Origin of the sequence: Actinophytocola sp. (assembly GCF_045807065.1) — a bacterium.
In the GTDB taxonomy this organism is placed as follows: Bacteria; Actinomycetota; Actinomycetes; order Mycobacteriales; family Pseudonocardiaceae; genus Actinophytocola.
This window is the reverse complement of record NZ_JBJMIE010000329.1, coordinates 1-19,620: the sequence shown is the minus strand read 5'-3', so window position 1 is coordinate 19,620 and position 19,620 is coordinate 1. Positions and strand designations below refer to the sequence as shown.

Here is a 19,620-nt window from a genome sequence, read left to right as displayed (position 1 = left end):
GCGACCCTTGAGGCCCGCAGTGACCATCTGCTTGATGATCGGGGTCGGAGCATGCAGCCGGTCACGACCCTGCTTGTACATTGTGTCGAGGATCTCGTAGGCGGTGTCGAGGCCGATGAGGTCGAGGAGCGCCAGGGGGCCCATGGGGTAGCCGCAGCCGTACCGCATGGCGGCGTCGAGGTCCTCGCGGGTGGCGTACCGCGACTCGTACATGGAGACGGCGTGGTTGAGGTAGCCGAAGAGCAACGCGTTGGCGATGAACCCGGCCCGGTCCCCGATGACGACCGGCTCCTTGCCGAGCGAACGAGCGAACTCCTCGACGTCGGCGACGACGTCGGGCTCGGTGACCACGGTCCGCACGATCTCGACGAGTTTCAACACGGGCGCGGGGTTGAAGAAGTGCAGCCCGACAACCTTCCCGGGCCGCCCGGTGTGCACCCCGATCTCGGTGACGGACAGCGAGGACGTGTTGGAGGCGAGGATGACCTCGGGCCGGCAGACCTGCTCCAGCTCGGTGAAGACGCTGGCCTTCAACTCGAGACTCTCGGGAATGGCCTCCACGACGAGGTCGACGTCGGTGAGATCCCGGAGGTCGGTGGTGTAGCGAATCCTCCCGAGGAGCGCCGCCCGCTCCCCGGCATCCAACTTCCCACCGGCGACGGCCCGCTCCGTGGAGTGCTCGATGTGCTCCCGCCCCCGCGCGACGCACAGGTCGTCGACCTCGACCCCGACCACGGACCGCCCGGTCCTGGCCACGACCTCGGCGATGCCCGCACCCATGGTCCCGAGGCCGACGACCCCGACGCTGTGGATCTCACGTGCCACCGTGCACCTCCGCGGTCCCGTCCAGCCGGCAAGTCGGACACTACCCGCCAGTAACAAAGGTGACAGCACAGCCGTGGCCCAGCTCACGAGCCATGCGGTACTGGATCGACCAAGTCAGAGCCACCTCCCCCGCTGGCCTCCGGCCCCCGATCACCATTCTCCCACCCGACACCGACACCCACCGCCGCCGCGACTGCGGGTTGTGGACGCCCGTCAACTGGAGTTGCCACCCATCCACAGCCACCAACGGACCCACCCGTTTCTGTCGGTGCCCACCGCTAGGGTGGATCTTGGGGGCCGGAGGCCGCCGGACAACCCGTTGAGGCAATACCCAAGCGAACGGCTCGTCGGCGCAGGCGCGATACGGGATCGTCTGTGGGACGCCATGCTGAATCAAGAGGGCCGGAGGCCGCCGTGGCCACGCTCCCGAAGCTCGAAGCTGCCCACGCAAACCGGCCGTTCGCGCCCCTCATCGGGCGTCGATGTCGGTCCTGCTCGCCACGATCCGGAGGGCCCGGCCAATCACTCAGGGCTTCGGCAGCGCCGGGATCAGCAACTTCGCAACCGCCGCCGCCGATGCGCAGCCGTTGTCCCCCGCGGGCGGGGACGAGTTGTCGAAGTCGACCTCGATGATCTCGTCGGCGCCGTCCTGGCCGGTGGAGCGGTGGCGCCACTGGAGGCGGCACGAGGCGACGCCGTTCTCCGCGTTCTGGTACACCGTGACACCGTTGCCCAGGTCGACCGGGGTGCCGGGGTCCACCGTGCTGTCCTTCGGGTCGTAGCCGGTGCGGAACCACACCCCGACCGACACGGAGTCGCCGAGCCAGTTGCACCAGTGCAGCGAGTACGGCGACACGGTCGTCTCGACCCCGCCGAGCGCGGTCTTCAGCGCCGCCGTGTCGAGCAGCGTGCACGGGTCGCTGTTGGCGATCGACCCGGTCTTCTCCTCGCGCTTGGGCGGGTCGTTCCTGATCAGGTCGACGATGCTGGTGAGCACGGTGTGGCCGGTGGCGCACAGGCCGTCCCCGTCCCCGCCGATCTGCACGCGGATGCCGATGTTCGGGTTCGTGGACGTGATGACGCTGATGAAGCACGCGCTGCTGTCGTCGAGCTTGCTCTCCATCGCGGGCAGGCCGCCGATGTTCTCGTCGGCGCCCTCGGCCCCGCTGATCGTCTCGCCGACGTACACGGTGATGCTGAGGTCCTTGCCGTCCTTGTCCTTCATGTAGTTCGAGCAGCTGCCGAAGTCGTCCAGGCTGTCGTCGGCCGGTGTGCCCACCGCCGACAGGATGTCCTTGGTGAGCAGGCCACAGGGGTCGATCGCACGCAGCTTCTCGTTGGAGAACGCGGGGTCGTTGGCCTTCGGCTTGCCGGTGCTGCTGGTGTCGGTGCCGACCTTCCCGGCGGGCACCGTGCTACGCGGAAACGTCTGCTTGGTCGTGTCGACCGTCCCGCCGCACCCGGCGAGCACGACCGCGACGACCACGCTCAGTAGAACAAGGACTCCCCTCACACGTGCACCGTATCCACCACGTCCGACAGGCGTGCACCGAACACCCGAATCAACCACCTAGAACAGTCGGAACTCGTCCGACTCGATGCCGCGCAACGCGTTGTAGTCGAGGGTCACGCAGCGGATGCCGCGGTCCTCGGCGAGGGTGCGGGCCTGCGGCTTGATCAGCTGGGCCGCGAACACCCCCTGCACCGGCGCGAGCAGCGGATCGCGGTTCAGCAGCTCCAGGTACCTGGTCAGCTGCTCGACCCCGTCGATCTCGCCACGCCGCTTGATCTCGACCGCCACGGTCGCGCCGACGCCGTCGCGGCACAGGATGTCCACCGGGCCGATCGCGGTCATGTACTCGCGGCGGATGAGTGAATAACCGTCACCCAGCGTGGTGATGTGTTCGGCCAGCAGCTCCTGCAGGTGGGCCTCCACGCCGTCCTTGACCAGGCCCGGCTCGGCGCCCAGCTCGAAAGCGGTGTCGTGCAGGACCTGCTCGAGCGTGATGACCAGCTTCTCCCCCGCCTTGTTCGCCACCGTCCAGGTGCCCGGCTCCTCGGTCAGCCAGCACGGCGGGCTCATCCAGTTCAGCGGCTTGTACGCCCGGTCATCCGAATGCACGGACACCGAACCGTCCGCCTTCACCAGCAGCAACCGGGTGGCCATGGGCAGGTGGGCGGTCAGCCGGCCGGCGTAGTCGACCTGGCAGCGAGCGATCACGAGACGCACCGAAGCAGGCTAGCCGACCAGGCCCGCGTCCTTCGCGAGCACCGCCGCCTGCACGCGGGACCGCAGGTCGAGCTTGGTGAGCACGCGTGACACGGGTGTCTTCACCGTCGCCTCGCCGACGCCCAGCCGCCGCGCGATCCGCTGGTTCGACAGGCCCTCGCCGAGGCACACCAGCACGTCCCGCTCCCGTTGCGTCAACGCCGACAGCTCGGGCGACGCGACCGGCCACCAGCACTCCGCCCACGGCCTGGGCCCGCTCGCGCATGTTCAACAGGCCCCGACTCGACCCGCTCTCCACAGTGGACCGCGTGCGCTGGTTGCGCACCTCGACCACGAGCGTCGCGTCGGCACGTCCTACCAGAGGAAAGGGGATTCCCATGAGGTGGATCATCGAGACGATCGGCATCATCCTGTGCGTACGGGGCGTCGGCGGCGGGTTGAGCGCGCTCCGCGACGGCGGGCGGGGCTGGTTCCTCGTGCGGTACGTGCTGCGGGACGGCGCCCAGGTGCCGGTCGCGGTCGTCGTGGCCCTGGTCGGAGTCGTGATATTGCTTGCCGACGTACGGAAGAAGCAGGACGCGTAAGTACCGTGCAGGTGTGGACAAACGTTTGCGACGCGCCAGGGTGGCCACGTTCGCCTTCTTCGCCCTCAACGGCTTCGTCGTCGGCATGTGGCTCGTGCACATCCCCGCCGTCGAGCACCGCGCCGGGATCACCCACGCGACGCTGGGGCTGCTCCTGCTGCTGCTCGGCGGTGGCGCGTTCGTCGGCATGCAGGTCGCGGGCCCTCTCGCCGACCGCTTCGGCCCGCACCGCGTGGTCCCGGTGTCCGCGGTGCTCTGCGCACTCGCGCTCATCCTGCCCGGCCTGGCCACCAGCTGGCTCGCGCTCGGCGGGGCGCTGCTGACGCTCGGCCTGGGCAACGGCGCCCTCGACGTGAGCATGAACGCGCACGCCGTCGAGGTGGAGCACGCGTACGGCCGGCCGGTCATGTCCGCGTTCCACGCCGTCTGGTCGGTCGGCGGGTTCGCCGCGGCACTCGTCGGCGCACGCACCCTGACCTGGGGCTGGGCGCCGGCGACGACCATGGCGATCGCGACCGCCGTCGCGCTGGTGGCCGCGGCCGCCGCCACACCGGCCCTGCTCCGCCGCGCGCCGAGACCGATCGAACACGGCCCGAAGCAGCGGCGCCGGACCCCCGGCCGCATCTGGGCGATGGCCGGGCTCGCGGCGCTGCTGATGCTGTCCGAGGGCGTGGCGAACGACTGGAGCGTGCTGCACCTGCAGACGATCCTCGACGCCCCGCCCGGGACGGCCGCGCTGGCCTACGGCGGGTTCGCGGCGGCCATGACGGTCGGCCGGCTGCTCACCGACCCGGTGGTCGCCCGCGTCGGGCCGGCCGCGGTCGTCCGCTACGGCTCGGCCATCGCCGCCGCCGGCGCGCTGACCGCCGCGCTCGCCCCGGTCGCGCCGCTGGCCATCGCGGGCTGGACGCTGTTCGGGATCGGCCTGTCCGGCTCGGTGCCGCAGCTGTTCAGCGCGGCGGGGCACGCCGACCGCGACAACGCTGGCGCGAACGTCTCCCGCGTCGCCGGCGTCGGCTACCTGGGCATCCTCGCCGGCCCGGCGATCGTCGGCCCGCTGACCCACCTGATGCCGCTGAACATGACGTTCCTGCTGGTGGTCGTGTTCTGCGTGGTGGCGGTGGCCGGCGCGGGCATGCTCAGTCCGGCCACACCGGGGGACGCTTCTCCAGGAACGCCGCCATCCCCTCCCGAGCACCGGGGAGCTGGGACGCGGACGCCATGACCTCCAGGGCGATCGCGTACGCGTCCGCCTCGGGGCGGTCCAGCTGCGCGTAGATCGTCTGCTTGCCGAGCGCCTTGCTGGCCCGGCTGCCGCGGGTGGCCCGCACGAGCAGGTGGTCGACGGCCTGGTCCAGTCGGTCGTCCGGCACGACCCGGTTCACCAGGCCCCACTCCAGGGCGGTCGCCGCGTCGACGACGTCGCCGGTGAGCACCAGCTCCATCAGCCGCTTCCGCCCGATCGACCGCGCCACCGGCACCGCGGGGGTGTGGCAGAACCAGCCGCCTTTGCCGCCCGGCAGCGCGAACCCGGCCGACTCGGCGGCCACGGCGAGGTCGCAGGAGGCCACCAGCTGGCACCCGGCGGCGGTCGCGAGCCCGTGCACCCGCGCGATCACCACCTGCGGCACAGCCTGGATGGTGTTCATCAGATGGGTGCACAGCCGCAGCAGCTCACGCACGCCGGTCAGGTCCCGCGCCGCCACGTCGGCGAAGTCGTGGCCCGCGGAGAACACCGGCCCCTCCCCCGCCAGCACGATGCCCGTCGCCGCGGACCTGCCGGCCTCCTCGAACGCGGCCAGCAGCTCGGCCAGGTGCTCGTGGGACAGCGAGTTCCGCCTCGACGGCCGGTTCATGGTGATCCGGACGGTGTCACCGTCGTCCTTGACGAGGATGTGCGCCATGCGGCGACCCTACGCCGCGGCACGGAGGATCAGCCCGCACACGCCTTCTCGGTGGTCAGGTCCGCCGGCGGCTCGTTGTCCTCCTTGAGCCCGAACGGTTTGACCATCCGCAGCCACTCGCCGGAGTCGTGCAGCTCCTTCAGGGCCTGGTTGAACGGCTCGACCAGCGGACTGTCCTGGGCGAACGCGTAGGCGCCGACGAGTGGCAGGCGTCCGTCCGGCATGAACGCGGCGGTCACCTCCAACCCCTGGCCGTTGCTCTTGACCAGTTCGCGCAGGCTGAGCTCGTCGAACGCGAAGCAGTCGGCCTGGCCGGTCTTCACCATCTCGAGGCCCGAGACCGGTTCGGGCGCCAGGCGGACGTGGTCGGTCGGCACGCCGGCCCTGGCCGCGTCGGTCTGCTCCGGCAGCCCGGTCATCACCCCGACCGCGGCACCCTGGGCCACGACGTCCGCGAGGGTCTTGAGTCCCTTGGGGTTGCCGGCCGGCACGGCCAGCGCGGTGCCCGACACGTAGTCGGGTGTCGAGAACGTGAGCGAGCCACACAGCTGGGGCTGGATCGTCAACCCGCCGGCCAGCTCGAGCGCTCCGGCGGCCACCATGGTCAGGATCTTCTGCTGGTCGTCGATCACGGTGAACTTCACGGCGCGCACGCCGAGGTCGGTGAGCACCTTCCGCGCGATGTCGGGCACCGGGCCGGACAGCCCGCTGCCGTTCTTGACGGTGTAGGGCTGGTAGGCGACGACGATCATGGTGACCTCGTCGGGCAGCGACGCGCGCGTGGGCGTCGCCGAGACCTTCTTCAGGTCGTCGGGATCGGGTCCGGCCTGGCCGGCGACCTTGTTCGCACAGCCGGCGACCGCCGCGGCGCCGAGCAGCGTCGTGCTGGCGAGCAGGGCTCTTCTCGAGAACCGGCGCCGCGACAAGCCCATGTGGTCACCCCGTGGTGTGAATCCCGTTCGCTTCCCGGACCACGTCCACGATCTCGTTCATGATCTCGGTGAGCTCGTAGTCCTTGGGCGTGAACACCCTAGCGACACCGCGCCGCAGGAGCACCTGTGCGTCGGCGGGCGGAACGATACCGCCCACGACGACGGGGATGTCCTGCGCACCCGCCTCCCTGAGGCCGTCGACCACGTCCGGGACGACCTCGAGGTGTGAACCGGACAGGATGGACAGTCCCACGACGTGCACGCCCTCCTGGACCGCGGCGGCCACGATCTCGGTCGGGGTGAGGCGGATCCCCTGGTACACGACCTCGAAGCCGACGTCCCTGGCCCGCACGGCGATCTGCTCGGCGCCGTTGGAATGCCCGTCCAACCCGGGTTTGCCGACGAGCATCCGCAGCCGCCCGCCGATTTCCGCGCCCGTGTTCCTGACCCGCTCGCGGACGGCCGCCAGCTCGGCCTTGGCCTCACCGGCCGCGGACGCCCCGGAAACCCCGGTCGGCGCCCGGTATTCGCCGAACACCTCGCGCAACGCCCCGGCCCACTCCCCGGTGGTGACGCCGGCACGCGCGCATTCCAGGGTGGCCTCCATGAGGTTGGCGTCGGTGCGGGCGGCGGAGGTGAGCAACTCGAGCGCCTTGTCCACTTCGGACTGTTCGCGTCGCTCCCGCCAGCGCCTGATGGCCTCGACCGCCTCCTGCTCGACCCCGGGCTTGATGGTCTCGATGACACCATCGCCCCCGAGCGGGCCGGGCTCGGTGGTGTCGAACCGGTTCACCCCGACGACGATCTCCTCGCCGGCCTCGATCCGCCGCCGCCGCTCGGCGAGCGAGGCGACCAGCTGGGTCTTCATGTAGCCGGTCTCGACGGCCGCGACCGCGCCCCCCATGTCCTGGACGCGCGCGATCTCCTCCTTGGCGCCGGTCACGATCTCGTCCACCTTGGACTGGATGACGGGCGAGCCGGCGAAGATGTCCTCGTACTCGAGGAGGTCCGTCTCGTAGGCGAGCACCTGCTGCATGCGCAGCGCCCACTGCTGGTCCCACGGCCGCGGCAGGCCGAGCGCCTCGTTCCACGCGGGCAGCTGGACGGCCCGCGCCCGAGCGTCCCGCGAAAGGGTGACGGCGAGCATCTCGAGCACGATGCGTTGCACGTTGTTCTCGGGCTGCGCCTCGGTGAGCCCGAGCGAGTTCACCTGCACGCCGTAGCGGAAGCGGCGGTGCTTGGGGTTCTCGACGCCGTACCGGTCGCGCGTGATCTCGTCCCAGAGCTGGGCGAAGGCACGCATCTTGCACATCTCCTCGACGAACCGCACCCCGGCGTTGACGAAGAAGGAGATCCGGGCGACGACGTCGCCCATCTTGTCCTGCGGCACCTGCCCCGAGTCCCGCACAGCGTCAAGGACGGCGATGGCCGTACACATGGCGTAGGCGACTTCCTGGACAGGGGTCGCGCCGGCCTCCTGCAGGTGATAGCTGCAGATGTTGGTGGGATTCCACTTGGGCACGTTGGCGACGGTCCAGGCGACCATGTCGGTGATGAGCCGCAGCGAGGGGCCGGGCGGGAAGACGTAGGTGCCGCGGGAGAGGTACTCCTTGATGATGTCGTTCTGGGTGGTGCCGGTGAGCCTGGCGACCACCTCGTGCCAGTCCCTGCCGTCCTCTTCGGCCTGCTCCTTGGCAAGCTCCACGTAGAGGGCGAACAACCACATGGCGGTGGCGTTGATGGTCATCGAGGTGTTGGCGTCGGCGAGCGGGATGCCGTCGAAGAGCTGCCGCATGTCCCCGATGTGGCTGATGGGCACACCCACCTTGCCGACCTCACCCCGGGCCAGCTCGTGGTCGGGGTCGTACCCGGTCTGCGTGGGGAGATCGAAGGCGACGGAGAGCCCGGTCTGCCCTTTCTCCAGGTTGCGCCGGTAGAGCCGGTTGGAGGCGGCCGCGGACGAGTGCCCGGCATAGGTCCGCATGACCCATGGCCGGTCCCGCTCAGCATCGGTTGGATACGCCATCGAAACCACCTCCGTCGATGCGGTTCCCCCGAGCGTACTGGCCAGTAACCTCCCCGGCAGCGGGTGTGTGGTGAATGTCGCCGTCCTTCCTGGCTTTCCCCAGATGGCGGCGCGACAATGGGAGGATGTCCGTCCTGTTGGTCCCGCTGATCGGCCTGCTGGTCATGGCCGTGTTCGCGATGGTGCTGAAGTGGGCGTCGAACATGGATACGGACCGCGCGCACCGCAAGGACTACGGCCTGCTGAAAGAGGTGGCCAAGGTCCCCTCCACCACGGCGGCGCGGGTGGTGGAGGAAAGGCTGCAGAGCGTCGGCGTCCGGGCCACCACGGTTCCGGACCCCGACGGCGGCCTACGCGTACTGGTCTTCCCCGCGGACCAGGCAACAGCGATCCGCACCCTACTGGCGGACTGACGACTACTTCCGACGAAGCCGCTCCGCCCCGCCCTCGCTGCGCCCATTCCCTTCGGCTCACGAGAAAGCTGGCCTCACGAAGCCAGCCCTGTGCCCCCCGCACCCGGCCCCGAATCACCCGACCCGGCCTCCAAAGAAAGCCGGGCCTGGTCAAAGCAACCCCGTTGCCCAACCTCTCCCACGCACCCCGGCCCCGCGGACAGCCAGCGCTGCCGCGACCGCGTCACCACGGTCATCGAGCAGCAGATGCGGCGCCACCAGGCCCGCCTCCGAAGAAGCCGAGTCTCACCAACGCAACCCCGTCACCAACCCCTCCCCGCGCACCCTCGCCCCGAACCGCCAGGCCCGGCTTCCGAAGAAGCCGGGCCTGGCCAAAGCAACCCCGTTGCCAAATCCTCCCTATGCACGCCGGGCCGCCCAGACCGGCCAACCTCAGCGATCAGTGAGCGGGAGACACCACAGCCGCCGCGCTACCACCCCGCCGCACCGGCTCACCAGCCGCGAGCACCTTCCCGCGCCCATCGAACTCAAGCCCGGAAGCCACGCCGATATCCGGACTGATCTTGATCGACGGATCGAGCGAACTCGTGTCCCGGACGACGAACTGATGCCCCAGCGCCTGCAACCCAGCCGCCACCGGCAACTGCAGGAACGCCGGCTCCACCTGCGTCTGCGCCGCGTTCCGCTGTGACGCCCGCGGGGCCGCGATCGCCTCGGGCAGCGTCATGCCGAGGTCGATCCGGTTGACCAGGATCTGCAGCACGGTCGTGATGATGGTCGCGCCGCCCGGCGAGCCGACCGCGAGGAACGGCTTGCCGTGCTTGAGCACGATCGTCGGGGACATGCTCGACCGCGGCCGCTTGCCCGGCGCCGGCAGGTTCGGGTCGGGCGCGGAGCCCTGCGTCGGCGTGAAGTTGAAGTCGGTCAGCTCGTTGTTGAGCAGGAAGCCGCGGCCGGGCACCACGATGCCGCTGCCGCCCAGCTGCTCGATCGTGTTCGTGTAGGACACGACGTTGCCCCACCGGTCGCTCACCACGAAGTGGTTGGTGTGGTCGCCCTCGTTGCCACCCGGCGTGGCCTGGCCGGCCGGGGCGCACTGGCCGGACCCGTTCAGGTCGCCGGGCGGGACCGCGCCGGGCGCCGCCTTCGTCTGGTCGATCTCGCAGGCCCGCTGCCTGGCGAACCGGTCGGACAGGAGCGTCTGCTGCGGCACCCGCACGTAGTCCGAGTCGCCGATGTAGCGCCCCCGGTCCGCGAACGCGAGGCGGCTGGCCTCCAGGTAGTGGTGCAGGGCCTGCGCCTCGGTCATGCCCGACAGCCGGAACCGTTCGAGGATGTTCAGCGACTCGCCGACGGTGATGCCGCCGCTGGAGGACGGCGCCATGCCGTAGACGTCGTACCCGCGGTAGTCGACGTGGGTCGGCCGCCGGTCGATGGCCCGGTAGGCACGGAGGTCACCGAGGGTCATCAGCCCAGGCATCGGGTCGATCGTCGCGCCGGCCGCGACCGGCGGGTTCTGCACGGTCGCGACGACGTCCCGACCGACGTCGCCGCCGTAGAAGGCGCGGATGCCGTCCCGCGCGATCTGCCGGTAGGTGGCGGCGAGGTCCGGGTTGCGCAGCGTCGAGCCGACCACCGGCAGCTGGCCACCCGGCAGGAACAGCTTGGCCGTCGACCCGAACTGCGCGAAGCGGCCCTGGTTCTGCCGGGTCTGCTCCCGGAACGTCGCGTCGACCGTGAAGCCCCGCTCGGCCACGGCGATCGCCGGCTTGAGGTTGTCCCGCAGCGAGAAGCGGCCCCACCGGTCCAGCGCCCGCTGCCAGGTGGCGAGCATCCCGGGCACGCCGACGCTGAGCCCGCTGGTCACCGCCGTCGGGAAGGCGTAGGCCTGCCCGGTCGCCGGGTCGACGAACAGCTGCTCGGTGGCGGCCCGCGGTGCGGTCTCCCGACCGTCGATGGTGCTGACCTGCCCGGTGCGTGCGTTGTAGTACACGAAGTACCCGCCGCCACCCAGCCCCGCGACGTACGGGTCGGTCACGCCCAGGGTGGCCGCGACCGCGACGGCCGCGTCGGCCGCCGTGCCGCCCTTCCGCAGGACGTCGATACCGGCCTGGGTCGACTCGATCGTGTCCGACACGACCGCGCCCCCGTACCCGGTGGCCACCGGCACTTTTCCTGTGCTCGCCGCCCCGGCCACGGGCGAGGCGGTGAGACCGACAGTGAGCAGTAGAGCGAGTGGCAGACCAAGTCGGCGCGTGTGCATGCCAGCTCCTTTCGCAGGGCCGTCATGTTTCTTACCCGCAGTCATCGCCAAACACAACGTCACGAGTTGAGGTAGCGGAGTACGGCCAGTACCCGCCTGCTGTAGGCCGCGTCCTCCCCCGATGCCGACCTTGTCGAAGATCGAGTTCGCGGTCTTCTCCACTGTCGACAGCGAGATGTGCAGTTGTCTGGCGATGCCGGGGTTCCGGTGTGTCTCAGCCATCTTCTCCAGAACCTCGCGTTCCCGCTGAGTGAGCGGGGTCGACGTGCGAGCTGCGCCGGACCAGCTGCCGCACCACACGAAGACGAACTCCACGACCGCGGCCAGGCAGCCCAGCGCGAGGCCGGCATGCCGAGCAGGGCACGGCGCGTGAGGCTGGTGCGGGAACGCCGCAGGAACAGGAGCCGGAGCGAGGTGCGGTAGGTCAGTTCCGTTCCGGCTCGCCGGCCACGCGCCGGACGTCCGCGCCCAGCTTGACCAGGTTCTCCACCAGGCCCGGGTAGCCGCGGTCGATGTGGAACACGTCCCAGACCTCGGTCACGCCCTCGGCGCACAGACCGGCCAGGACCAGGCCGACGCCGGCTCGGATGTCGGAGGCCCACACGGGGGCGCTGGACAGGCGCTCGACGCCGCGGACCACGGCGTGGTGGCCGTCGGTGCGGGCGTCCGCGCCCAGGCGCACCATCTCCTCGATGAAGCGGAACCTGGCCTCGAACAGGTTCTCGGTGATCATGGAGGTGCCGTCGGCGATCGAGGTCAACGCAATGGCGAAGGGCTGGAGGTCGGTGGCGAAGCCCGGGTAGGGCAGCGTCACGAAGTCGACCGCCTTGGGCCGGTCGTGCTGCACCACGCGGAACGACTGGCCGTCGATGATCGTCACCTCGGCGCCCGCCGTGCGCAGCTTCTCCAGCACCAGGTCCAGGTGGTGGGGGTCCACGCCACGCACGGTGACGTCACCCCGGGTCATCGCGGCGGCGAAGGCCCAGGTGGCGCCGACGATGCGGTCACCGATCACGCGGTGCTCGGTCGGCTGGAGGGCGTCCACGCCGTGGACGGTCAGCGTCGAGGTGCCCGCGCCCTCGATCTTGCCGCCCATCTGCTGGAGCATCGTGCAGAGGTCGATGATCTCGGGCTCGCGTGCCGCGTTGTCGATCACCGTGGTGCCGTTCGCGAGCACGGCCGCCATGAGGATGTTCTCGGTGGCGCCGACGCTGGGGAAGTCCAACCAGATCTGGGCGCCGTGCAGCCCCTCGGCCTCGGCGACGACGCAGCCGTGCTCGATCTCGCTGTGCGCGCCGAGCTGACGCAGGCCGTTCTGGTGCATGTCGAGCGGTCGCGAGCCGATGGCGTCACCGCCGGGCAACGCGACGACCGCCCGCTTGCAGCGGCCGACCAGGGGGCCGAGCACGCACACGGAGGCGCGGAGCTTGCCCATCGCGGGCGAGTCGGCGCGGTGGTTGAGGTCGGCGGGGGTGGTGATCGTGACCGTGTCGGTCTCGATGGTCACCGTGCAGCCGAGGCTGCGCAGGACCTCGGCCATGAGCGGCACGTCCAGGATCTGCGGGCAGTTGGTGAGCGTCGTCGTGCCCTCCGCCAAGAGGGCGGCCGCCATCAGCTTCAACACGCTGTTCTTGGCGCCCACGACATCGACCTCGCCGGCCAGCCGCGCGCCGCCGTGTACCTGGAAGTGCTCTGTCACGAGCGCCCATCATGCCCGAGTCACGGCGGCACACGTGCGCCGCCCGGTCGTCGGCACGGTCCGCTACCCTGCCGCCACCCGGTTGTCTAGCGAGGGGTCGCCCCGTTGAAGGTCCTGTCCCGGTTCGTGAGCCCGGCCGGGTTCGCGCTGGTACTGCTGCTGTTCTTCCTGCTGCCGTTCGTCTCGGTGTCATGTGACGTGCCCCAGTACGGCGACGTGGGTGCGAACTACACGGGCAGCGACCTGGTGACCGGAACCGAGCCGGACGTGTCGACCGAGCTGCGGCAGTTGCAGACCGAGCTGCAGGGCCTCTCGGACGGGGACGCACCGAAGGAACTCAGCCATCTGCCGGACGCCGATGTGCAGGTGCTCGCCATCGTGCTGGCGGCGCTCGCCTTGGCGGGTGTGTTCACGGGCCTGGTCCCGCGGCTCAGGACACGGCTGCTGGGAGCCGCGGCGGTGGCCGGCGCGGCGCTGATCGTGACGGTGGTCACCGAGCTGGTCGCCCAGTCGCACCTCAGGTCCGCGGTGCTCCAGGCGATACCGGAGTCCGGGATGGCCACGCAGGAGGTGCAGCAGCTGGAAGCAGCCGTCGACGACATGCTGCACACCGAGGTCGGGTTCTGGCTCGTGGTCGTGCTGCTCGCGATCGTCGCGGTCGCGACCGGGACGCTCGGCCTGTTCGGCGACCGGCTGCGCGCGGCCAGATCACGCCAGACGAGCGGCGTCCGTGAGCTCGGTGGGCTGCCCTTCGGCTCGGACGACACGGACGGACAGGGGCAGCCACCACCGGACGCGTGACCTTGACCTCCACATTGGTCGAAGTTGCACGCTCAGGGTCCCTGATGATCGGAGGGCCTGATGCGTGCGGTGTGGTTGCGTGAGTTCGGTGCGCCGGAGGTGCTGGCGCTCGGGGAGGCGCCGGACCCGGTCGCGGCACCGGGTCAGGTGGTCGTCGACGTCGAGTTCGTGAACATCACGTTCATCGAGACGCAGTTCCGGGCGACCGGCGCCGGCCCGTTCGCGGCGACACTGCCGATGATTCCGGGAAACGGAGTCGGCGGGGTCGTGTCCTCGGTGGGCACGGGCGTCGCGCCGGACCTCGTGGGCACGCGAGTGATCACAAGCACCGGCGGCACGGGCGCGTACGCGGAACGGGTCGCGGTGAGTGCGGACGCGGTGTTCCACGTCCCGGACGCGCTGGCCCTGGACACGGCGGTCGCACTCCTCGCCGACGGCAGGACCGCCACCATGATGACCCGCGCCGCGGCCATCGAGCCGGGTGAACGAGTCCTAGTGGAGGCGGCGGCCGGTGGCGTGGGCAGCCTGCTCGTGCAACTGGCCAAGGCGGCAGGTGCCCGTGTGGTCGCGGCAGTCGGCGGCCCACGAAAGGCCGAGGTCGCCATGCGACTCGGGGCCGAGTTCGCCGTCGACTACACCGATAACGGCACAGCCGACCGCACGAACGACGGCACAACCGACCGCGCAGCCGACGGCACGAACAGCGGCGAGGACAACGGCAGGAACGACGGCAGGAACGACAGTGTGGACGGTGGCTGGGCGAAGCGCGTACGAGACGCGGTAGGCGCAGTCGACATGGTCTTCGACGGTGTCGGCGGCGCGATCGCGCGAACCGCGTTCGAACTACTCGATCGCGGCGGACGCATGGTGAGTTTCGGCCTGGCCAGCGGCAGCTGGGTCGAGATCGAAGAAACCGAGGCGACGTCCCGTGGCATCACACTGGTGCGCCCGTCTGCGACCCCGGCGGAGCTGCGGGCATACACGGAAAGCGCACTCACCGAAGCCGCCGAGGGCCGCCTGCACCCGATCATCGGACAGCGATTCCCCCTCGCCCAGGCCGCAGCGGCCCACGCCGCCATCCAGTCCCGAGCAACCATCGGCAAAACACTGCTTGAGACGCGCTGAACGTCGGCCGCGGCAACCAGCTACCACCCGCCATGAATGCCGGCCGGCGACACTCCAAACCGAGCACTCTCGCATCCGTCCGATACGGTGATCGTGATCGCGGCAAGTACGGTTGATCATTGTCGAAGTTCTGACCGAATACTTTTGGTAACGGTCATTCATCCATCTTCGTGACGGCCATCATCCAACCGGGTGGGTTCACCCCGTTCCGCACCGTGATTTACGACTGCCCGAAATATGCTGCGTTGTTGGTGCGAGCGCCGTGGCGCGCTCGAGGGGGGAATCACAATGCCATTTCGGACAGACGGAACTAATACCGGCCCGAGCACGAGCACCCTGCGTGTAGATCCCGATCAAGTACTTCACCTCAAGACCGAACTCCAGTCGATCCACGACGAGGTGAACAAATTCCTGAACCGAAGAGCACCGGCGATGACCATGCGACCGCTCGGCGCCGACCTGGTGAGCTCCGAGACAGCCGAGGCGTTCAACGAGAACTCCCTGGTAGCAATCGAGGTGGCCCGGGGCTACCTGAACGAACTCGAGAACATTCTCGTCACGCTCGACCGGGCGGTCAGAACCTATGACCTCGTCGAAGACACCAACACACGAACCTTCCGGCGGAGTATGCGGTGACCCCAACCCGCTGGTTGCCTCTCATCGCCGCCTTGTCGGCAGCGCTGGTCGTGGCGGGCTGCACCCAGACGTCGGCTGGCGAACCGCTGCCCGACAACACCGCGTCCAGCAGCGGCGAAGCAAACACCGCCGACCCCACGACCAGCACCGGACCGTCCAGCGAGCGACCTCGGGAAATCAATCTCAACGGCAAGGATCCGTGTGTCATCCCGCAAGCCGACTGGCCGAAGTTCGGTATCGAAGGACCCGGCGAACCATCCGAACACCCGGACTTCAAATCGCCGGACTGCTACTACTCCGAGGCAGGGGACGTGGTGCTGGTGGTGACCGCGGGTATCGGTATATGGACCGAGGACAGGTACAACGCCGAGATCAGGGACACCCGACCGATCGACGGATTTCACACCATCACTGTGGCAAGCAATACCGATCGGCAGGCTTGTTGGGCAGTTGTGGACGTCGCGGACGGCCAGTTCCTGATGACCATCGCGACACCGGACCCGAACGATCCCGGGAAACCAGAGCGATGCCAGCTCGCCTACCTGATGGCGGAGTCCGCGATGAAGGCGTTGGTGGCGTCATGACCAAAATCATGAACACGGGGGAAATCCGGTGAACGGTCGTCACAACTGGGACGGGTACTCGCACCGCGAACTGTACGACCGGATTCACGGCAAGGGTGGATTCTTCCTGCCCGATGGCGCGGGTGTGTCCGGTGCTACCGGAGCGCAGGACGGCTGGAGAGAACTGGCCGATGTGATGGCGCATGCGCGGGAGCGGACGGAGGCGGCGCTGGCCAGGGCCGGCGCGGTGTGGGAGGGCGCCGCCGCTGACGCGATGCGGGCCGGGGTCACGCCGCTCGCGCAGTGGGCCGATGACGTGCACACGGCGAGTCTCGCGAGTCAGGCCAGTACCGACACGCATGTCAGTGCCTACTCCGCGGCGAAGAACACGATGCCCGAGCCCGTGCCGGTCACCTCGACCGCCAACGGGGACTTCGGGGGGATTCCCGCCGGGTTCACGCATTTGTTCGGTGGGCAGACCGACCAGGACAAACAGGAGGCCGCCGCGCAGGAGGCCAAGGCTGAGGCGGTTCGGGTCATGGACGGCTACGACGTCGCGTCCGGGGTCGCCCGGACAGGCATCGGGCGGTTCGTGCCGCCGCCTTCGGTCACTGTGGACGTGGCGCCTCCGCGGCCCAAGGGTGGGGACGTCATCCCCGGCGGCGTCAGCGAGTGGCCCGGGCCTGGGCCGAGGGTCGACGACGGAACCCCGGAGCCGGGCGACTGCCGCTCGCCCGGTGCCACCCAGCCAGGCTCCACGCCGGCGCCAGGGCCGGGGACCGGCGACGCGTCGGGGTCTCGGGGCACCACCACCCCCAGCACCGTCGGAACGCGGCCTTCGTCGGTGGGCCTGCCGCCGGCGGAAGGCCCACCGACGACCGGGTTGCGCGTCGACCAGTACCGGAGTGGCTCGCTGCCGGTGCTGCCGGGCATCGGCACGGGTGGCACCGGCACAGGTGGCGCTCCCGGCGAGTCGGCCGCGGACGGTGGCGGGCGGAGTTCCGCGGGTCGGGGTAACGGCGGGCGTGGGTCCGACGCCGGCCGGGGCGGCAGGACTGCGGGTGTCGGTGGCGGCTTGCCCGAGGAGCGCACCGCGGGGCGGGGCGGCACCGGGGCGGCCGGCACCCGCGCCGGCGGCATGGGGGTGGGACCCGCGGGCCACCGTGCCGAGGGAGACGACGACAAGGAGCACAGGACCGCGGAGTACCTGGTGAGCAGCCACGACGGCTTCTGGGACGACAACCCGCCGGTGGCGCCCTCGGTGATCGGCGACGAGGAAGACGACGGGTGAGTGGCGGTACCTTCACGCTGAGTTGGCTCGAGTACGACATCCTCTGGGAACACCTCGAGCTGGGACGGCGCCCGCCCGTCCTGGACGTCAACGCGCACGGCCGGACCGTCGGCGAGCGGGACGTGCTGCGGGCGGCGGCGTGGAAGTCGATGGCCGGCAGGGGACTGGGGACCCCCGGCGCCGTCGAGCCCGACCTGCGGTCCTGTCTGCGGGTGCTCGCGCGGCCCGAGTGGGAGGTCGACGGGCGGCTGCACCTGTCGGCGGACGGCCCGCGTACCTCAGTGCTCGTCGGCTCGAGCGGGACCAGGGGCGCCGTGGGGGTGCTCGACGCCGGGCACCTCACCGTGTGGCTGACGGCGGCCACCGGGCTCGCGCGGGCGATGGTCGCCCGGCTGCCGGCGCATCCGGCGGGCACCGGGGTGTCGATCACCCTGCCCGCCGAGACGTTGGACGCGTGTGCCGCGCGGGCCGGGAGCGACCCCGACGCGCTGCGCCGCGCGCTGGTGTCCGCCGGGCTCGGGAAGGACGAGGCCCGCAAGGTCGTGGCGGTGACCAGCCAGGTCGTTCGGTTCGGGCACATCGGGGCGGCGCACACCCCTCGGCACGGTGAGCGGCTGCGCGCGGACCACGTCGTCAGCTTCTACGACAACCCGCGGGGCCGGTACCTGTTCACCCGCCGGCCCAGTGGCGACGCGGTGTGGGTGACGCTCAGTCCGGGCGGGCCGTCCGCCGTGACCAGGCAGGTCGAGGAGTTGCTGGACGGGCTCGTCCGGGCCCGCCGGTAGGGTGCGAGCCATGGCGGTTCACATCACTCGCGTTTACACCAGGGTCGGCGACGACGGCACCACCGCACTCGGGGACGGGCAGCGGGTGTCCAAGACGGACCCTCGGCTGGCTGCCTACGCGGACGTCGACGAGGCCAATGCCGCCATCGGGGTCGCCGTCGCCATGGGTGGGCTGGCCGACGAACTGCTGGACGTGCTGCGGGCGGTGCAGAACGACCTCTTCGACGTCGGCGCCGACTTCTGTGCGCCGGTGGTGCCCGACCCGAAGTACCCGCCGCTGCGGATCACCGACGACTACGTCACCCGGCTCGAGGGCTGGTGCGACGCGTTCAACGAGGACCTGCCGAAGCTCGCCTCGTTCATCCTGCCCGGCGGTACGCCCGGCGCGGCGTACCTGCACGTCGCACGCACCGTGACCCGGCGTGCCGAGCGGTCGGTGTGGGCGCTCCTGGCCGTCGATGTGGAGCACACGAACCCGCTCACGGCCCGCTATCTCAACCGGCTCTCGGACCTGCTGTTCATCCTCGGCCGCGTCGCGAACCCCGGCGGCGACGTCCTGTGGCAGCCAGGTGGTCCTCAGGCCGGCTAGGACGCCTGGCGATAGCCCGTGCGACCCGGTGGGGTGGCCTCCAGCCACGCGAGGAAGCCCGTCAGCACACCAGGGGCCATCGCCAGCTCCAGCGCACCCGCCGGCGTCCGGCACCGGAGCACCACGCCCGCGGTGGGCAGCGTGACGGACTCGGCCTCCGTGGGGATCCGGCGGTCCACGATCTCCAGCACCGTCCGGTCCACCACCACCGTGGGGCCGGGCCAGAGGCTGGTGAGCCGGAACCAGGCCAGGTCGTCGCCGCGGTAGCGGCCCACGCCCGACTGCCAGCCCGAGCCGCTGTCCGGCTCCCGCGAAACAGCAGGGCGGCGGCGCAGACTCACGTCCACGCCGCCGCCCCGGATCAGCCGCACTCGTCGTACGACCAGACAGATCACGAGCAGGAGACAGAGGGCAAGCAGCAAGCCGGCGACGAGCTCCGTCTCCCCCATCGCCGGCAGCCAGCCCTTCCTACTCGGCCTCGCCGGCGGCTCTGAGGCGCGCATGAGCCCGTTTCGCCGCCGCGACGCCCTCGGGATCCTCGGAGTCGGCACGCTCGAGCGCCTTGCGCGCCCGGGAGACGTCGATCTCCTCGGACAGCTCCGCGAACTCGGCCAGCACCGTCACGCCCTCGGGCGTGATCGAGAGGAACCCGCCGTGCACCGCGACCGTCAGCTGCGTACCGTCCGTGGCGTCGATCCGCACCACACCGGCTTCCTCCATCTGCGCCAGCGTCGGCTCGTGGCCGGGCAGCACGCCGATGTCGCCGACGGTGGTGCGGGCGAGGACGAAGTTCGCCTCGCCCGACCAGAGCCGCCGCTCGACCGCGACCAGCTCCACGTGCATGTCCGCCATGGTCAGCCCTGCAGCTTCTTGCGGTTGCGGTCGAGGTCCTCGAGACCGCCGCAGAGGAAGAACGCCTGCTCCGGCACGTCGTCGAACTCACCCTTGGCGATC

General features: G+C 70.3%; 20 protein-coding genes and 2 pseudogenes. 10 read left to right on the top strand and 12 right to left on the bottom strand.

The genetic code is table 11. The features are described from left to right. From ACJ73U_RS19125 to ACJ73U_RS19110, 4 genes and pseudogenes are all read right to left on the bottom strand, one after another. Positions 1 to 825, bottom strand: an 825-nt coding sequence (locus tag ACJ73U_RS19125) for a 3-hydroxyacyl-CoA dehydrogenase family protein (RefSeq protein ID WP_407779011.1), incomplete at its 3' end; no start/stop codon positions are given. A gap of 526 nt (positions 826 to 1,351) precedes the next feature. Continuing rightward, positions 1,352 to 2,338, bottom strand: a complete 987-nt coding sequence (locus ACJ73U_RS19120) for a DUF3558 family protein (RefSeq protein ID WP_407779010.1) — start codon at positions 2,336 to 2,338, stop codon at positions 1,352 to 1,354. Positions 2,339 to 2,395: 57 nt separating this feature from the next. After that, the gene (nucS, locus tag ACJ73U_RS19115) at positions 2,396 to 3,055 is read right to left on the bottom strand and encodes an endonuclease NucS (protein ID WP_407779009.1); all 660 of its coding nucleotides are present in this window, start codon (positions 3,053 to 3,055) and stop codon (positions 2,396 to 2,398) included. A 9-nt stretch (positions 3,056 to 3,064) separates the two neighbouring features. Further along, positions 3,065 to 3,262: pseudogene (locus ACJ73U_RS19110) on the bottom strand (response regulator transcription factor); the annotation flags it as partial. Positions 3,263 to 3,432: 170 nt separating this feature from the next. Between ACJ73U_RS19110 and ACJ73U_RS19105 the strand changes: the two are divergent. After that, a complete protein-coding gene (locus tag ACJ73U_RS19105; RefSeq protein WP_407779008.1) occupies positions 3,433 to 3,639 on the top strand; it encodes a hypothetical protein in 207 nt (68 codons plus the stop codon). A 13-nt stretch (positions 3,640 to 3,652) separates the two neighbouring features. Next, positions 3,653 to 4,864 (top strand): MFS transporter, encoded by a 1,212-nt coding sequence (locus tag ACJ73U_RS19100; protein WP_407779007.1) that lies wholly within the window; start codon positions 3,653 to 3,655, stop codon positions 4,862 to 4,864. Here the strand turns inward: ACJ73U_RS19100 and ACJ73U_RS19095 are convergent. The 3 genes from ACJ73U_RS19095 to ACJ73U_RS19085 are packed head-to-tail and all read right to left on the bottom strand — an operon-like array spanning position 4,779 to position 8,501. Next, complete coding sequence (locus ACJ73U_RS19095; RefSeq protein WP_407779006.1) at positions 4,779 to 5,543, bottom strand: enoyl-CoA hydratase-related protein; 765 nt, start codon at positions 5,541 to 5,543, stop codon at positions 4,779 to 4,781. The two genes, ACJ73U_RS19100 and ACJ73U_RS19095, sit on opposite strands and share 86 nt — an antisense overlap. Before the next feature lie 29 nt (positions 5,544 to 5,572). Next, positions 5,573 to 6,475, bottom strand: a complete 903-nt coding sequence (locus ACJ73U_RS19090) for a transporter substrate-binding domain-containing protein (protein WP_407779005.1) — start codon at positions 6,473 to 6,475, stop codon at positions 5,573 to 5,575. 4 nt (positions 6,476 to 6,479) lie between these two features. After that, positions 6,480 to 8,501 carry a protein meaA gene (locus ACJ73U_RS19085; RefSeq protein ID WP_407779004.1) on the bottom strand — a complete coding sequence of 674 codons (2,022 nt, stop codon included), beginning with the start codon at positions 8,499 to 8,501 and terminating at the stop codon, positions 6,480 to 6,482. Positions 8,502 to 8,626: 125 nt separating this feature from the next. On the opposite strand from ACJ73U_RS19085, the gene ACJ73U_RS19080 reads away from it, so the two are divergent. Continuing rightward, entirely contained in the window at positions 8,627 to 8,914 is a 288-nt protein-coding gene (locus ACJ73U_RS19080; protein WP_407779003.1) for a hypothetical protein, read from the top strand. A 439-nt stretch (positions 8,915 to 9,353) separates the two neighbouring features. Here ACJ73U_RS19080 and ggt read toward each other — a convergent pair whose 3' ends face one another. From ggt to murA, 3 genes and pseudogenes are all read right to left on the bottom strand, one after another. Further along, positions 9,354 to 11,177, bottom strand: coding sequence for a gamma-glutamyltransferase (ggt, locus tag ACJ73U_RS19075; protein WP_407779012.1), 1,824 nt, complete (start codon positions 11,175 to 11,177; stop codon positions 9,354 to 9,356). Positions 11,178 to 11,309: 132 nt separating this feature from the next. Continuing rightward, positions 11,310 to 11,477 (bottom strand): annotated as a pseudogene (locus tag ACJ73U_RS19070) (response regulator transcription factor); the annotation flags it as partial. A 124-nt stretch (positions 11,478 to 11,601) separates the two neighbouring features. Continuing rightward, positions 11,602 to 12,876 (bottom strand): UDP-N-acetylglucosamine 1-carboxyvinyltransferase, encoded by a 1,275-nt coding sequence (murA, locus tag ACJ73U_RS19065; RefSeq protein WP_407779002.1) that lies wholly within the window; start codon positions 12,874 to 12,876, stop codon positions 11,602 to 11,604. A gap of 105 nt (positions 12,877 to 12,981) precedes the next feature. On the opposite strand from murA, the gene ACJ73U_RS19060 reads away from it, so the two are divergent. The 7 genes from ACJ73U_RS19060 (at position 12,982) to ACJ73U_RS19030 (ending at position 18,666) form a co-directional block, all read left to right on the top strand. After that, complete coding sequence (locus ACJ73U_RS19060; protein WP_407779001.1) at positions 12,982 to 13,677, top strand: hypothetical protein; 696 nt, start codon at positions 12,982 to 12,984, stop codon at positions 13,675 to 13,677. Positions 13,678 to 13,737: 60 nt separating this feature from the next. Further along, positions 13,738 to 14,802, top strand: a complete 1,065-nt coding sequence (locus ACJ73U_RS19055; protein ID WP_407779000.1) for a zinc-binding dehydrogenase — start codon at positions 13,738 to 13,740, stop codon at positions 14,800 to 14,802. A gap of 288 nt (positions 14,803 to 15,090) precedes the next feature. Next, a complete protein-coding gene (locus tag ACJ73U_RS19050) occupies positions 15,091 to 15,438 on the top strand; it encodes a PE domain-containing protein (protein ID WP_407778999.1) in 348 nt (115 codons plus the stop codon). Beyond that, positions 15,435 to 16,022 (top strand): DUF3558 domain-containing protein, encoded by a 588-nt coding sequence (locus tag ACJ73U_RS19045; protein WP_407778998.1) that lies wholly within the window; start codon positions 15,435 to 15,437, stop codon positions 16,020 to 16,022. The genes ACJ73U_RS19050 and ACJ73U_RS19045 overlap by 4 nt, the downstream gene beginning before the upstream one ends. A 28-nt stretch (positions 16,023 to 16,050) precedes the next feature. Continuing rightward, positions 16,051 to 17,292, top strand: a complete 1,242-nt coding sequence (locus ACJ73U_RS19040) for a PPE domain-containing protein (RefSeq protein ID WP_407778997.1) — start codon at positions 16,051 to 16,053, stop codon at positions 17,290 to 17,292. Beyond that, on the top strand, positions 17,289 to 18,077 hold the full coding sequence (locus ACJ73U_RS19035) for an ESX secretion-associated protein EspG (RefSeq protein ID WP_407778996.1): 789 nt from the start codon (positions 17,289 to 17,291) through the stop codon (positions 18,075 to 18,077). Before ACJ73U_RS19040 ends, ACJ73U_RS19035 begins: the two co-directional genes overlap by 4 nt. Positions 18,078 to 18,087: 10 nt before the next feature. Next, positions 18,088 to 18,666: a cob(I)yrinic acid a,c-diamide adenosyltransferase gene (locus tag ACJ73U_RS19030; protein ID WP_407778995.1), complete on the top strand. Its 579-nt coding sequence runs from the start codon at positions 18,088 to 18,090 to the stop codon at positions 18,664 to 18,666. Here ACJ73U_RS19030 and ACJ73U_RS19025 read toward each other — a convergent pair. After that, entirely contained in the window at positions 18,663 to 19,115 is a 453-nt protein-coding gene (locus tag ACJ73U_RS19025) for a DUF2550 domain-containing protein (protein ID WP_407778994.1), read from the bottom strand. The genes ACJ73U_RS19030 and ACJ73U_RS19025 overlap by 4 nt on opposite strands. Before the next feature lie 19 nt (positions 19,116 to 19,134). Further along, positions 19,135 to 19,518, bottom strand: coding sequence for a F0F1 ATP synthase subunit epsilon (locus ACJ73U_RS19020; RefSeq protein WP_407778993.1), 384 nt, complete (start codon positions 19,516 to 19,518; stop codon positions 19,135 to 19,137). Between the last annotated feature and the right edge of the window lie 102 nt (positions 19,519 to 19,620).

Excerpts from the sequence above, each read along its gene's own strand:
- ACJ73U_RS19105 (WP_407779008.1), top strand. The coding sequence starts at position 3,433 with ATGAGGTGGATCATCGAGACGATCGGCATCATCCTGTGCGTACGGGGC.
- ACJ73U_RS19095 (WP_407779006.1), bottom strand. The coding sequence starts at position 5,543 with ATGGCGCACATCCTCGTCAAGGACGACGGTGACACCGTCCGGATCACC.
- ACJ73U_RS19090 (WP_407779005.1), bottom strand. The coding sequence starts at position 6,475 with ATGGGCTTGTCGCGGCGCCGGTTCTCGAGAAGAGCCCTGCTCGCCAGC.
- ACJ73U_RS19085 (WP_407779004.1), bottom strand. The coding sequence starts at position 8,501 with ATGGCGTATCCAACCGATGCTGAGCGGGACCGGCCATGGGTCATGCGG.
- ACJ73U_RS19080 (WP_407779003.1), top strand. The coding sequence starts at position 8,627 with ATGTCCGTCCTGTTGGTCCCGCTGATCGGCCTGCTGGTCATGGCCGTG.
- ggt (WP_407779012.1), bottom strand. The coding sequence starts at position 11,177 with ATGCACACGCGCCGACTTGGTCTGCCACTCGCTCTACTGCTCACTGTC.
- ACJ73U_RS19055 (WP_407779000.1), top strand. The coding sequence starts at position 13,738 with ATGCGTGCGGTGTGGTTGCGTGAGTTCGGTGCGCCGGAGGTGCTGGCG.
- ACJ73U_RS19050 (WP_407778999.1), top strand. The coding sequence starts at position 15,091 with ATGCCATTTCGGACAGACGGAACTAATACCGGCCCGAGCACGAGCACC.
- ACJ73U_RS19030 (WP_407778995.1), top strand. The coding sequence starts at position 18,088 with ATGGCGGTTCACATCACTCGCGTTTACACCAGGGTCGGCGACGACGGC.
- ACJ73U_RS19025 (WP_407778994.1), bottom strand. The coding sequence starts at position 19,115 with ATGGGGGAGACGGAGCTCGTCGCCGGCTTGCTGCTTGCCCTCTGTCTC.
- ACJ73U_RS19020 (WP_407778993.1), bottom strand. The coding sequence starts at position 19,518 with ATGGCGGACATGCACGTGGAGCTGGTCGCGGTCGAGCGGCGGCTCTGG.